Genomic DNA, 12,501 nt, shown 5'->3' with positions numbered 1-12,501 from the left:
GCTCGTTCCCACACCCCGCTCCGTCGTAACGCCTTCGTAACGAGCCGTCCAAGACCCTCATTGCGTCTCGACCTTCCCGGTGCTGCAATGCCCGCCAATCGTCACCCCAGGAGTTCCCCATGATCCGTCTGGTGCAAGCGCTCGTGCTGCTCATGATGGTCGCCACGCTCAGCGGCTGCGGCTACAACACCATCCAGGAGAAGGACGAGGCGGTGAACGCCGCCTGGTCGGAAGTGCTCAACAACTACAAGCGCCGCGCCGACCTGGTCCCCAACCTGGTCGCCACGGTGAAGGGCTATGCCAGCCACGAGCAGCAGGTGCTCACGCAGGTCACCGAAGCGCGTTCGCGCGTGGGCAGCATCAACGTCAACGCCAACGATCCGGCCTCGCTCGCGCAGTTCCAGCAGGCGCAGGGCGAACTGCAGAGTGCGATCAGCCGCCTGCTGGTGGTCAGCGAGAACTATCCGCAACTCAAGGCCGACCAGAACTTCCTGCAACTGCAGGCGCAGCTGGAAGGCACCGAGAACCGGATCACTGTCGCGCGCCAGCGCTTCATCCGCGCGGTGCAGGACTACAACACCACCATCCGCCGCTTCCCGGTGAACCTCACCGCGATGATGTTCGGCCACAAGACGCGGCCCAACTTCACCGTCGAGAACGAAGCGCAGATCCAGCAGGCGCCGCAGGTCGATTTCAGCGCGCCGGCCCAGCCGCAGACGCCGCCGCAGCAGCAGGCGCCGCAGCAGCAGCCGGCACCGTCGAACGGCTGATCGGCGCGACGGACGGATCGTGATGCCGATGCGCCGCAGTTTCGTCGCAGCCCGCGTGCTGCCCGCATGGCGTCGCGCGCTTGCGTCGGTTGCGCTGATGCTGTTCTGCGCGATCGCGCAGGCACAGGATCTCGCGCCGGTCCCGCCGCTGGATTCGCCGGTGATCGACACCACCGGCACGCTCGATGCGACGACGAAGCAGCAGCTCCAGGCGCAGGCGCTCGCCCTGCAGCAGCGCAAGGGCAGCCAGTTGCAGGTGCTGGTGGTGCCGACCACGCAGCCGGAAGACATCGCGCAGTACGCGGTGCGTGCGTTCGAGGAATGGAAGATCGGCCGCAAGGGCGTGGACGACGGCGTGCTGCTGGTGGTCGCCAAGGACGACCGGCGCGTGCGCATCGAGGTCGGCTACGGACTGGAAGGCGCGATTCCCGATGCGACCTCGGCGCGCGTGATCCAGGAGTACCTGGTGCCGAAATTCCGCAGCGGCGATTACGCCGGCGGCATCACCGACGCCACCGCGGCGCTGGTCAAGCTGATCGACGGCGAAGCGCTGCCGGCGCCGATGGCCGACCACCGGCCCGAACGCAGGAAGGGCGGCGGATGGCTGATCGCGCTGTTCGTCGCCTTCGTCGTGGCGCAGGTCGCGCGCGGGATCTTCGGGCGCGCACCGTCGCTGGTGCGTGGCGTGATCGGCGGCGCTGCGGCGGGCGGCATCGCCTGGCTGCTGTCGTCGCTGATCGTCGTCGGCGGCATCGGCGCGCTGATCGGCTTCTTTTTCGGCCTGACCTCGATGCCGGCCGGCCGCTACGCGCGCGATCGCGGATTCGGCGGCTGGGGCGGGGGAGGTTGGGGCGGCGGCGGTTTTGGCGGTGGCGGTGGCGGCTTCGGCGGAGGCGGCTGGGGCGGTGGTGGCGGCATGAGCGGAGGCGGTGGCGCCTCCGGAAGCTGGTGAGGCGCGCACGATGAGGCTCTTCAAGCACCTGTTCGCGCCGTCGGCCAAGCGCCTGTTCCCGGGCGACAGCCTCAAGCGCATCACCGATGCGATCGCCGAAAGCGAGCGCCATCACACCGGCGAGATCTGCTTCGCCGTCGAGCCCGCGCTGCACCCGCGCGCGGTGCTGTCCGGCGTGCAGGCGCGCGATCGCGCCCACGAGGCTTTCGCCCAGTTGCGTGTGTGGGACACGCAGGCGAACAACGGCGTGCTGCTCTACCTGCTGCTGGCCGACCACCGGATCGAGATCGTGGCCGATCGCGGCTTCGTCGGCCGCGTGAGCGACGAGCAGTGGCGCGGTGTGTGCCAGCTGATCGAGGAACGCCTGCGTGCCGGTGAGCCGGAAACCGGCGTGCTTGCCGGCGTGTCCGCGCTCACGGCGATCCTGGTCGAGCACTTCCCGCGCGAGGAAGGCATGCACGACGCCAACGAGTTGCCGGATCTGCCCTACGTGCTCTGACGCGCGCCGACCGGCGCCACGGCGACCCGCCGCGCGCCTGCCTGCGGCACAATACGGCGACGCCTTCCCGAGCCGCCGCAGCCGAGCCGCCGAATGACAGTCCTGCACCAGATCGACCCGATCGCCTTCAACCTCGGCCCGTTGCAGGTGCACTGGTACGGGATCATGTACCTGCTCGGCTTCGGCACGGCGTGGTGGCTCGGCCGCATGCGCGTGCGCGCCGGACGCCTGCCGGGCGTCAACGAACAGGCGTACGGCGACCTGCTGTTCTACGCGATGCTCGGCGTGGTGCTGGGCGGCCGTCTGGGCTACGTCTTCTTCTATTCCTTCGGCGACCTGCTGCGCGATCCGCTGATGCTGTTCCGCATCTGGGAAGGCGGCATGAGCTTCCATGGCGGCCTCGTCGGCGTGGTCGCAGCGGCGTGGTGGTGGTCGCACCGCCACCGGCTGCACCTGATGGACACCGTCGATTTCCTCGCGCCGCTGGTGCCGCCCGGCCTGGGCTTCGGCCGGCTGGGCAACTACATCGGCGGCGAACTCTGGGGCAAGTACACCCAGGCCGGATGGGGCGTGATCTTCCCGCGCGCGGAAGCCGAATTCGCCGGCATGACGCTGCCGCAGTTGCAGGCGCAGTTCGCGACGGGCGCGCTGGACCGGTTCGCACGCCATCCGTCGCAGCTGTACCAGGCGGCGCTGGAAGGGCTGACGATGTTCCTCGTGCTGTGGTGGTTCTCCAGCAAGCCGCGTCCGCGTTACGCGGTGTCGGGCCTGTTCGCGCTGCTGTACGGCTGCTTCCGCTTCCTCGTCGAATTCGTCCGCGTGCCCGACGCGCAGATCGGCTATCTCGCGTTCGGCTGGCTGACGATGGGCCAGGTGCTGAGCCTGCCGCTGATCGCGTTGGGCCTGTTCTGGCTGTTCGTGTGGTCGCGCCGCCAGCCGACCCTGGAACCGCAGCCGTTCGTGCCCGTGAAGTAAGCCGGAGAGATCGCGATGAAGCAGTACCTCGACCTGCTCCGCCACGTGCTGGAACACGGCAGCGACAAGTCCGACCGTACCGGCACCGGCACGCGCAGCGTGTTCGGATGGCAGATGCGCTTCGACCTTGCGGAAGGTTTCCCGCTGGTCACCACGAAGAAGCTGCACCTGCGCTCGATCGTGCACGAACTGCTGTGGTTCCTGCAGGGCGACACGAACATCGGTTACCTGAAGGACAACAAGGTCTCGATCTGGGACGAATGGGCCGATGCGCAGGGCGAACTCGGCCCCGTGTACGGCAAGCAGTGGCGGGGCTGGGCGGGCGCGGACGGCATCGAGATCGACCAGATCCGCTGGGTGGTCGACGAGATCAGGCGCAATCCGGATTCGCGCCGCCTGATCGTCAGCGCCTGGAACGTCGCCGACCTGCCGCGCATGGCGCTGATGCCGTGCCACACGATGTTCCAGTTCTATGTCGCCAACGGAAAGCTCAGCTGCCAGCTGTACCAGCGCAGCGGCGACATCTTCCTCGGCGTGCCGTTCAACATCGCCAGCTATGCGCTGCTGACGCACATGGTGGCGCAGGTGTGCGGACTGGGCGTGGGCGATTTCGTGCATACGCTGGGCGACGCGCACCTGTACTCCAACCATTTCGAACAGGCGCGCGAACAGCTCTCGCGCACGCCGCGCGCGCTGCCGCAGCTGCGACTGAATCCGGAGGTGAAGGACATCTTCGGCTTCGCCTTCGACGACATCGCCATCGAGCATTACGACCCGCTGCCGGCGATCAAGGCGCCGGTGGCGGTCTGAGCGCATGAAGCTGAGCCTGATCGCGGCGCTCGACCGCGACCACGCGATCGGTCGCGACAACGATCTGCCGTGGCGCCTCCCGGACGATCTCAAGCGCTTCAAGGCGCTGACGATCGGCAAGCCGGTGCTGATGGGACGCAAGACGGCGCAGTCGCTGGGGCGCGCGCTGCCGGGACGGCGGAACCTGGTGCTGACGCGCTCGGGGGCGGTGCCGTTCGAGGGGATGCAGGCGGTGGCGTCGGTCGACGAGGCGTTGCGTATCGCCGGAGCCGACGGTGCCGACGAACTGTGCGTGATCGGCGGCGGTGAGGTGTATGCGCTGACGCTGCCCGTCGCGACGCATCTGTTTCTCACGCATGTCGAAACCCGGGTCGAAGGGGGCGAAGCGTTCTTTCCGGCGTTCGACGTGTCGCAGTGGCGCGTGGTTTCGCGCGAGCGGCATGACGCGGATGCGAAGCATGCGTTCGCGTTCGAGTTCGTGGATTACGTGCGGGTTTAGGGACGTTCCGCCGAGGGCCCTCGGTCCGCATCCACGAAGAACGTCATCCCGGCGAAGGCCTGGATCAAGGCTCACGGCGCAGGGGCACTCTGTCGACGGTTCCAAACCACACCGTCAATCCAGCGAACGCTGGAACCCATTTTGATCTTGCGTGTGCGTTCGCTGCGGGGGCAAAAGCGTATCGCGAGCGCCAGCGTGCCCGTACGTCCCGACCCTCACCCCAACCCCTCTCAGCGCTGCACTTCCTTCGGTCGCCGAAGGGAGAGGGGCTCAATGCGTCGCGTGGTGAAGGATCCCGATGATTCCGAGGCATGCGGAATTTTCCGCTCGCTGCGCCACCTCAGTCGCGATCCTGCTCCGTCGTCGCCTTCGGCGCGGGCGCTTCGTTACGCGGTCCCTGCGGACCATTCGGATTCGGCCGTCCATGATGGCGCCGCTGCCCGTTATGGTTCGGACGTGGGCGTTGCGCGCGCTTGTCGTCGCCGTGGTACGGCGGACGCGGACGCGGCGGCTGGGCGGGAACGTCGCGTCCCGGCACCTGCACGATGCGCAGTTCGTCGGTGTCGAGTTGGAGTGCGGTCAGCTTGCCGCCCCACACCGCGCCGGTGTCGATCGCGTGGACGCCGTGGCCGATGAACAGGCCCAGCGTGGACCAGTGGCCGCAGACGATCTTCAGGTCGCGCTCGGCGCGGCCCGGGACTTCGTACCAGGGATACAGCCCGACCGGCTGCGTGCCCGGCGCGCCCTTGTCCTCGAACGAGATCCGGCCACGCGGCGTGCAATAACGCAGGCGCGTGAACACGTTGATGATCGCGCGATGGCGATCGATGCCGGCGAGCTTGGGGTGCCATGCCGGCTTGTCGCCGTACATGTTCTTCAGCAGCCGGCGGAACTGGTCGCCATGCAGGCGTTCCTCGACCTCGCGCGCGAAGCGTTCGGCCATCTGCGTGGTCCACTGCGGCGCGAGCGCGGCATGCACCATCATCCAGCCGAGCGAGCGGTCCACGTGCACCAGCTTCTGCATGCGCAGCCAGTCCAGCAGCACGTCGCGATCCTCGGCGAGCACGATGCGCTGCAGATCGGGATTGACCTTGCGCTGCTCGTCCTCGCGACGCTCGCCGATCGCCAGCAGCGACAGGTCGTGGTTGCCCAGCACGACGACGCTGTGCTCGCGCAGCGAATGCACCAGGCGCAGCGTTTCCAGCGATTGCCCGCCGCGGTTGACCAGATCGCCGCAGAACCACAGGCGGTCGCGCGCCGGATCGAACGCGATGCGTTCGAGCAGTCGCTGCGTCGCGTCGTAACAGCCCTGCAGGTCGCCGATGGCCCAGATGCTCATGGGGCGTCCGTCAGTGCAGCGTGCGGGGCACGGACAGGCTGAAAGCCGGGATCGGCGCTTCGACCTGCGTGCCGTCGTCGCCGACCATCGTGTAGGTGCCCTCCATCATGCCGTGCGTGGTTTCCAGCACGGCGCCGGAGGTGTATTCGAAATCGTCGCCGGGACGCAGCCAGGGCTGTTCGCCCACGACGCCTTCGCCCTCGACTTCCTGCACCTTGCCGTTGCCGTCGGTGATCAGCCAGTGGCGGCGCGTGAGCCGCGCCGGCGCGCTGCCGCTGTTTCGGATGCTGATGGTGTAGGCGAAGACGTAGCGGTCCTGGCCCGGCTCCGACTGGGTGTCGAGGTAGCGGGTCGCCACGGAGATGTCGAAGGAATAGTCGGTACTGCGGTTCATGCGGACAGTGTAGGGGCTGCGGTGCACGATAGGTCAACGCGTCGTGGAGAACGCGTTGCCGCCGGCGTCACGCGTTGCGTTGGCGTGCGAGCGAATTGGCCAGGCGTACGAAATCGGCGACGTCGATCTGCTCGGCGCGCGCGTCCGGGCGTACGCCCGCGGCTTCGATCGCCGCGCCGTCGCACTGGTTCGAAAGCGCGTTGCGCAGCGTCTTGCGGCGCTGGCCGAAGGCGTCGCGCACCACGGCGGAGAACACGGCCGGATCGTCGATGCCGATCGTCTCCGGCTTGCGCGGCACCAGCCGCACCACGGCCGAGTCCACCTTCGGCGGCGGGCGGAACGCGCCCGGCGGCACGTCGAACAGCGGCGTCACGTGGCAGTACGCCTGCAGCATCACGCCCAGGCGCCCGTACACCTTGCTCCCGGGGCCGGCGGCCATGCGGTCGACGACTTCCTTCTGCAGCATGAAGTGCATGTCGCGGATCGCGTCGGCGTGTTCCAGTGCGTGGAAGAGGATCGGCGAGGACAGGTTGTAGGGCAGGTTGCCGACCAGCCGGATCTGCCCGCCTTCGTCGCCGGCGTTGCGCGCCAGCGCGGTGAAATCGACGGTGAGCACGTCGCGATGGATCACTTCCAGCGTACCGTGCGCACGCGCGGCTTCGGTCAGCGGGAAGATCAGGTCGCGGTCGAACTCGATGACCGTCAGCTCCTTGTGGCGATCGAGGAGCGGGAAGGTGATCGCGCCCTGGCCGGGGCCGATCTCGACCAGCCGGTCGCCGGGCTTCGGGTCCACGGCCTGGACGATCCGGTCGATGATCCGGCGTTCGTGCAGGAAGTGCTGGCCCAGATGCTTCTTGGCCGGCTCGGTGAAATGGGGGCTGCGCGTGCTCATCGGGGCATCATGCCGGGGTGCGGAAGCGGGCGATACGGGCACAGGTGTCGGCCGCGGCGAGCAGGCTCGACGGATCGGCGGTGCCGCGCCCGGCGAGTTCCAGCGCGGTGCCATGATCCACCGCGACGCGCGGGTAGGGCAGGCCCAGGGTGAGGTTCACCGCGCGCTCGAAGCCGCTGTATTTCAGCACCGGCAGTCCCTGGTCGTGGTACATCGCGACCACCGCGTCGAAGCCGCGCAGCTTGGCCGGCAGGAACGCGGTGTCGGCCGGAAGCGGACCGACCAGGCGCATGCCGCCCGCGCGCAGCGTCGCGAGCACCGGCTCGATCACGTCGATTTCCTCGTACCCAAGATGGCCGGCTTCGCCCGCATGCGGGTTGAGGCCGAGCACGGCGATCGCCGGATCGTCGATGCCGAAATCACGACGCAGCGCCTCGTGCGTGATGCGCAGCGTGCGGTCGAGCGCGACGGGCGTGATCGCATCGGCGACCTCGCGCAGCGGCAGGTGCGTGGTGACGAGCGCGACACGGACGACGTCGTTGGCGAGCATCATCACGACGTCGCGGCCGGCCTGGTCGGCAAGCAGTTCGGTCGTGCCGGTGTAGGCGATGCCACCCTGGTTGATCACCGCCTTGTGCACGGGCCCGGTGACCACGCCGGCAAAGCGGCCGTCGAGGCAGCCCTGCGCCGCTTCGCACAGTGCGCGGATCACGGCGGCGGCGTTGCGCGGATCAGGTTGGCCGAAGGCGGGAACGGTGGCGTTCGGGATGTCGACCAGCGCCAGCTCGCCGGGAGCGGTCGCCGCGTCGTCCGGACCGAGCAGTCGCAACGGCAGCGAAACCGCCTGCGCCGCCGCAAGCAGCGTGCGTGCGTCGGCGAACGCCGTCAGGGAGTAATCGCGTGGCTGCTGCGCCAGGCGGACGCAGAGCTCGGGGCCGACACCCGCCGGCTCGCCCGGCACCAGCGCGAGCCGAACAGGGGTCACTCAGCCCACCTCAGCCGCCGTTGGCCGGCGCGGTGGGCGTGGCGGTCTCTTCGGCGGCCTTGCCGACGCGCACGTCGACGAAGGCTTCGCCGCGCATCTCGCGCAGGAAGCGGTTCCACTCGTCTTCGAGCTTGCGGCGGCCGATGGTTTCCTGGACCTGGGCGCGGCGGTTGCGCTCGCCGACGTCGGCCTCGCGCGTGCCTTCGAGCTTGATCAGGTGGTAACCGGCCTGGGTGCGGATCGGCTGCGAAACCTGGTTCGGCTGGAGGCCCGCGACGGCATTGCCGAATTCCGGGCCGAACTCGTCGCGGGTGAACCAGCCCAGCTCGCCGCCCTTCGAGGCGGAGCTCTGGTCCTGCGAGTGCTCCTGTGCGAGCAGGGCGAAGTCGGCGCCGCCCATCAGGCGGGCCTGCAGGGTCTGCGCCTGCGCCTTGGCCTTGGCGTCGTCCACCGAATCGCTCACGCGGATCAGGATGTGGCGCGCCTGGTACTGCGTGACCATGCTCGGGCCGGCCTGCGAGGCGTCGCGGACTTCGATCAGCTTGAGCAGCTGGAAGCCGCTCGGGCCGCGGATCGGCTCGGTGACCTGGCCGGGCGACATGTTGCGCATGAGCGAGGCGAACGCGTTCGGGATCTCGTCCACGCTGCGCCAGCCCAGGTCGCCGCCTTCCAGCGCGTTGGGGCTGTCGGAATAGCGCACCGCGGCGGCGGAGAAGTCCATCTCGCCCTTGTCGATCAGCGACTTCACGCCTTCGACCTTCTTCTGCGCCGTGGCGATCTGCTCGGCGGTCGCGCCCTCGGGCAGGGCCACGAGGATGTGCGCGAGGTGGAACTGCGCGCCCTGGTTCGCCTGGGCGGCCATGGCGGCATCCACTTCAGACTCGCTGACCGAGACGCGGCTCTGCGCGAAACGCTGGCGCAGGCGCTGGATCAGCAGTTCGTCGCGGATCGAATTGCGGAAATCGGTGTACGGCGTGCCCTCGCGCGCCAGCTGCTGGCGCAGCTGCTCGGGGGTGACGCGGTTCTGCTGGGCGATGCCGGCGATGGCCTGCTCGACTTCCTGGTCGGTCACGCGCACGCCGGTGCCCTGGGCGCGGGCGACCTGCAGCTTCACCAGCACCAGGCGCTCGAGCACCTGGCGCTGCAGCACGTCGCGCGGCGGCAGCTGGTTCTCGCGTCCCGCGTACTGGGCCAGGATGTTGTTCACCGCGCGATCCAGCTCGGTCTTCAGGATCACGTCCTCGTCCACGATGGCGGCGATGCCATCGATGGGCTGGACGGAGGCCGCGGTCTGGGCCAGGGCGGTCGCGCCGGGCAGGAGGGTGCCGGACAGCACCGCGACGGCGAGGGCGGACGCGAGTAGTTTCTTCATAGGGTCGGGTCGGGGGTGGATTCGACTTGGCCGCCGCCGTTGTTCAGGCGTTGCGTCGAGGTGGGCGGCACGAGATACAGGTCGTCGCGGTCGTAGCCGAGGATACCACGGCGCAGGACCCGCTCCGTGTTCTGGCCCGCGGAGCCAAGGCCCTTCAGCTCGAATTCGAACATGATCCGGGTGTCCAGTTCGCCGTCGCGGTTTCTCAGGTATCGGCGGCCCACCAGGCGCGCGGCCAGGCAGCAGCTTTCCCATTGGACACCGGCGATCGTCTCCAGTTCCTTCCTGTCCAGGATCGAGTAGTAGTAGCGCCCGACGACGCTCCAGGTCTCGTTGATCGGATACAGGAAGGAGAAATCCGCCTGCTCGAGCTGATCGCGGTTCTGCGGCGGGTCGATGCCCTCGCGGAACGCCGCATTGCGACGGTAGCGATAGCCCAGGTTGACGATGCCGCCACGCTCGAACATGTAGCGCACGCGTGCGCTGACGAAGTCTTCGCCGCGGTATTTCGGATTCCAGATGTAGGTGGCGCCGAGGTTCCAGCGGTCGTTCGGGGTCACGCTCGCGTCGGCGACCCAGGCCGACTTGCCCGACTCGATCGTCGCCTGGTTCGGCAGCGTCACACGGCTGTCGTCGAAGTACTGGATCTGGCCGATGCTCGCGGCCAGGCGCTCGCGGCCGTCCTCCTCGCTGATGAAACGCGTGGTCAGGGCGGCGGTGAGCTGGTTGGCGTCCATCTGACGGTCCGCGCCGGTGTAACGGTTGTCGCGGAACAGCTGGCCCCAGCTGAAGGTCATCGAACCGGTGTCGAAGACCGGGAAATCGTCCTGGTTGCGGTACGGGACCTTCAGGTAATACAGGCGCGGCTCCAGCGTGTGCAGATAACTGGTGCCGCGGAACATGGTGTTGCGGTCGAAGTACATGCCCGCATCGACCGAGGTGATCGGCATGCTGCGGGTCAGGTGGCTGTCCTGGAACTGCTCGGGAGACGCGGTGCCGCCGCTGCGGCTCACGCGTTCGTCGGCGCGCTGCTGTGCGCTGCCGTCCAGCTGGTAGGCCGTGTAGCGCCAGGCCAGCTTCGGGCGGACGAACCAGCTCGCGCCTTCCAGGGGGAAGGTCACGAACGGTTTGACGTCCAGGCGCGCGCCGCCGAGGAACTCCTGGTGCTCGAAGCGCACGCCCTCGGCGTCCACGCCGGCCTGCACCCACGAGGTGAGCGGCTGCTCCCAGCTGAAGTAGGCGCGGGGCAGGCGGTCGAAGGCGAGGTTTCGCTCGCGCAGGGTGTAGTCGGCGAGCTGGTAATGGTCGGCCATGACCGCCGCCTGCCAGTAGCGGCCACGCCCGTACACGCCCGCATCGCTGCGGATCGAATAGCTCGAGATGCCGTACAGGCTGCTGCTGAAGTCCTCGAAGTAGTGGGTGTCGCTCACCCAGCCGAGGTTGGTGCTGGCGTACCACGCGCTGTTGATGTTGTGCGAGGCCGACAGCGCGAACTGCCCGCGGTTCTTCTCAGGCAGGCTCGACACCGGAAAGCCGACGTCCGGGTTGAGGTAGCGGTCGGGCTCGTCGCCCGGCAGCTTGTCGCTCGGCATCCAGTTGCCGTAGACCTCGCCCTTGCCGCGCTCGTACAGCCAGCGGAATTCGGCGCCGAGCAGCCCGCCGCGATCGGCCATGATGCGCGGGTAGAGCGTGGCGTCGTAGTTCGGCGCGAGGTTGAGGTAGATCGGCTGCCGGTAGTCGAAGCCGTTGCGGCCGGACATCGACAACTGCGGATACAGCAGGCCGGTGCGGCGGCGTTCGTCGACCGGGAACATGAACCACGGCACGTACAGCACCGGCACGTTGCCGATGCGCACGGTGGCGTTGCGTGCCACGCCCATGCCTTCGACGGTGTCGATGTCGATGCGGTTCGCGCGCAGTTCCCACGCGCGCTGGTTCGGCGCGCAGGTGGAGTAGGTCGAACCGACCAGCCGGCCGCGTGCGCCATCGAGTTCGATGCGCTCGGCGCCGCCGTTGCCTCGCCGCTGGGTGAGCTGGTACTGCACGTCCTCGATGCGATGGCGGTCTGCGTTCTGGTCGCCTTCGGCGCGCTCGGCCAGGATGCGCATGCCGCTGTCCTGGTAGCGCACGTTGCCGATCGCGCTGTAGCGACCGGTCTCGGCGTTGTAGCTGAGCTTGTCGGTACCCAGGAACTGGTCGCCGCGGTTCAGGCGCACGTTGTCCTGCACGACGATGTCTTCCGCGGTGCCCGCGCGTTCGAGCTGGCCGCCGGCGATGTCGGTGGGCTCGTTCGCGCGCGTGGTGGCGTCGCCGGTCGGGACGGGTGCGTCCTCGAACGTCGGCACCACGTCGATGATCGGGCACAGGCCCCAGTCGTCCTCGTCGCCGTCGGCAGCGTAGGCCGGCAGGGCCAGCGCGATGCACAGCGATAACGGGAGCAGTCGGAGGGGTCGGCGCACTCGGGAACCGTGATCGTCGGCGTTCAGGAAAACGGGGTCGCTAGCTTGCCGCATCCCTTGCAAGGGGGCAACGCGAGCACCATCTTGCTCCCGGCACTGTTCATTTCCGCGTCAAGACAGGAGTGGCCCATGTCCCAGCAGCCTTCTTCCGACAACGCATCGGTCTGCCGGACCGACGACGAATGGCGCGAGCGCCTCAGCCCCGAACAGTTCGCGGTATGCCGCTGCTCGGCGACCGAGCGCGCATTCACCGGCCGCTTCTGGAACCACAAGGAAGCCGGCACGTACACCTGCGTGGCTTGCGGCGCGCCGCTGTTTTCCTCGAAAACGAAGTACGACTCCGGCAGCGGCTGGCCCAGCTACTGGGAACCGGTCTCCAGGGACGCCGTCAGCGAGCACGTGGACGACAGCCACGGCATGCGGCGCGTGGAGATCAAGTGCGCGCGCTGCCAGTCGCACCTGGGCCACGTCTTCCCCGACGGCCCGCCGCCGACCGGCCTGCGTTACTGCATCAATTCGGCCGCGCTGGAGTTCGTGCCGGAGACCTGATCGCCG

13 protein-coding genes are annotated in these 12,501 nt (G+C 68.4%); 7 read left to right on the top strand and 6 right to left on the bottom strand.

Annotation, left to right across the window (positions count from 1 at the left end; genetic code table 11):
* Positions 1 to 119: 119 nt before the first annotated feature.
* From I4U41_RS04450 to I4U41_RS04425, 6 genes are all read left to right on the top strand, one after another.
* Positions 120 to 770: a LemA family protein gene (locus tag I4U41_RS04450; RefSeq protein ID WP_206859908.1), complete on the top strand. Its 651-nt coding sequence runs from the start codon at positions 120 to 122 to the stop codon at positions 768 to 770.
* Between the two features lie 28 nt (positions 771 to 798).
* A complete protein-coding gene (locus tag I4U41_RS04445; protein ID WP_206859907.1) occupies positions 799 to 1,722 on the top strand; it encodes a TPM domain-containing protein in 924 nt (307 codons plus the stop codon).
* Positions 1,723 to 1,732: 10 nt separating this feature from the next.
* Positions 1,733 to 2,221 (top strand): TPM domain-containing protein, encoded by a 489-nt coding sequence (locus tag I4U41_RS04440; RefSeq protein WP_206859906.1) that lies wholly within the window; start codon positions 1,733 to 1,735, stop codon positions 2,219 to 2,221.
* 93 nt (positions 2,222 to 2,314) lie between these two features.
* The gene (gene lgt, locus I4U41_RS04435; RefSeq protein ID WP_206859905.1) at positions 2,315 to 3,196 is read left to right on the top strand and encodes a prolipoprotein diacylglyceryl transferase; all 882 of its coding nucleotides are present in this window, start codon (positions 2,315 to 2,317) and stop codon (positions 3,194 to 3,196) included.
* Positions 3,197 to 3,211: 15 nt separating this feature from the next.
* Entirely contained in the window at positions 3,212 to 4,006 is a 795-nt protein-coding gene (locus I4U41_RS04430) for a thymidylate synthase (protein ID WP_206859904.1), read from the top strand.
* Between the two features lie 4 nt (positions 4,007 to 4,010).
* Positions 4,011 to 4,505 (top strand): dihydrofolate reductase, encoded by a 495-nt coding sequence (locus I4U41_RS04425; RefSeq protein WP_206859903.1) that lies wholly within the window; start codon positions 4,011 to 4,013, stop codon positions 4,503 to 4,505.
* Between the two features lie 340 nt (positions 4,506 to 4,845).
* On the opposite strand, the gene I4U41_RS04420 is transcribed toward I4U41_RS04425, so the two are convergent.
* The 6 genes from I4U41_RS04420 to lptD form a co-directional block, all read right to left on the bottom strand.
* The gene (locus I4U41_RS04420) at positions 4,846 to 5,844 is read right to left on the bottom strand and encodes a symmetrical bis(5'-nucleosyl)-tetraphosphatase (protein WP_206859902.1); all 999 of its coding nucleotides are present in this window, start codon (positions 5,842 to 5,844) and stop codon (positions 4,846 to 4,848) included.
* Positions 5,845 to 5,854: 10 nt separating this feature from the next.
* Complete coding sequence (gene apaG / locus I4U41_RS04415; RefSeq protein ID WP_206859901.1) at positions 5,855 to 6,238, bottom strand: Co2+/Mg2+ efflux protein ApaG; 384 nt, start codon at positions 6,236 to 6,238, stop codon at positions 5,855 to 5,857.
* 67 nt (positions 6,239 to 6,305) lie between these two features.
* Positions 6,306 to 7,130 (bottom strand): 16S rRNA (adenine(1518)-N(6)/adenine(1519)-N(6))-dimethyltransferase RsmA, encoded by an 825-nt coding sequence (gene rsmA, locus I4U41_RS04410; protein WP_206859900.1) that lies wholly within the window; start codon positions 7,128 to 7,130, stop codon positions 6,306 to 6,308.
* Positions 7,131 to 7,137: 7 nt separating this feature from the next.
* Positions 7,138 to 8,115 carry a 4-hydroxythreonine-4-phosphate dehydrogenase PdxA gene (gene pdxA, locus I4U41_RS04405; protein ID WP_206859899.1) on the bottom strand — a complete coding sequence of 326 codons (978 nt, stop codon included), beginning with the start codon at positions 8,113 to 8,115 and terminating at the stop codon, positions 7,138 to 7,140.
* Between the two features lie 10 nt (positions 8,116 to 8,125).
* Positions 8,126 to 9,487, bottom strand: coding sequence for a peptidylprolyl isomerase (locus I4U41_RS04400; RefSeq protein ID WP_206859898.1), 1,362 nt, complete (start codon positions 9,485 to 9,487; stop codon positions 8,126 to 8,128).
* Entirely contained in the window at positions 9,484 to 11,946 is a 2,463-nt protein-coding gene (gene lptD, locus I4U41_RS04395; protein WP_425492480.1) for an LPS assembly protein LptD, read from the bottom strand. The genes I4U41_RS04400 and lptD overlap by 4 nt, the downstream gene beginning before the upstream one ends.
* Positions 11,947 to 12,075: 129 nt before the next feature.
* Here lptD and msrB point away from each other — a divergent pair, with 129 nt between their 5' ends.
* Positions 12,076 to 12,495, top strand: coding sequence for a peptide-methionine (R)-S-oxide reductase MsrB (msrB, locus tag I4U41_RS04390; RefSeq protein ID WP_206859896.1), 420 nt, complete (start codon positions 12,076 to 12,078; stop codon positions 12,493 to 12,495).
* Positions 12,496 to 12,501 lie beyond the last annotated feature (6 nt).

The organism is Lysobacter changpingensis (assembly GCF_017308985.1).
Lineage (GTDB): Bacteria > Pseudomonadota > Gammaproteobacteria > Xanthomonadales > Xanthomonadaceae > Lysobacter_J > Lysobacter_J changpingensis.
This window is presented reverse-complemented; position numbering and strand designations above follow the sequence as displayed.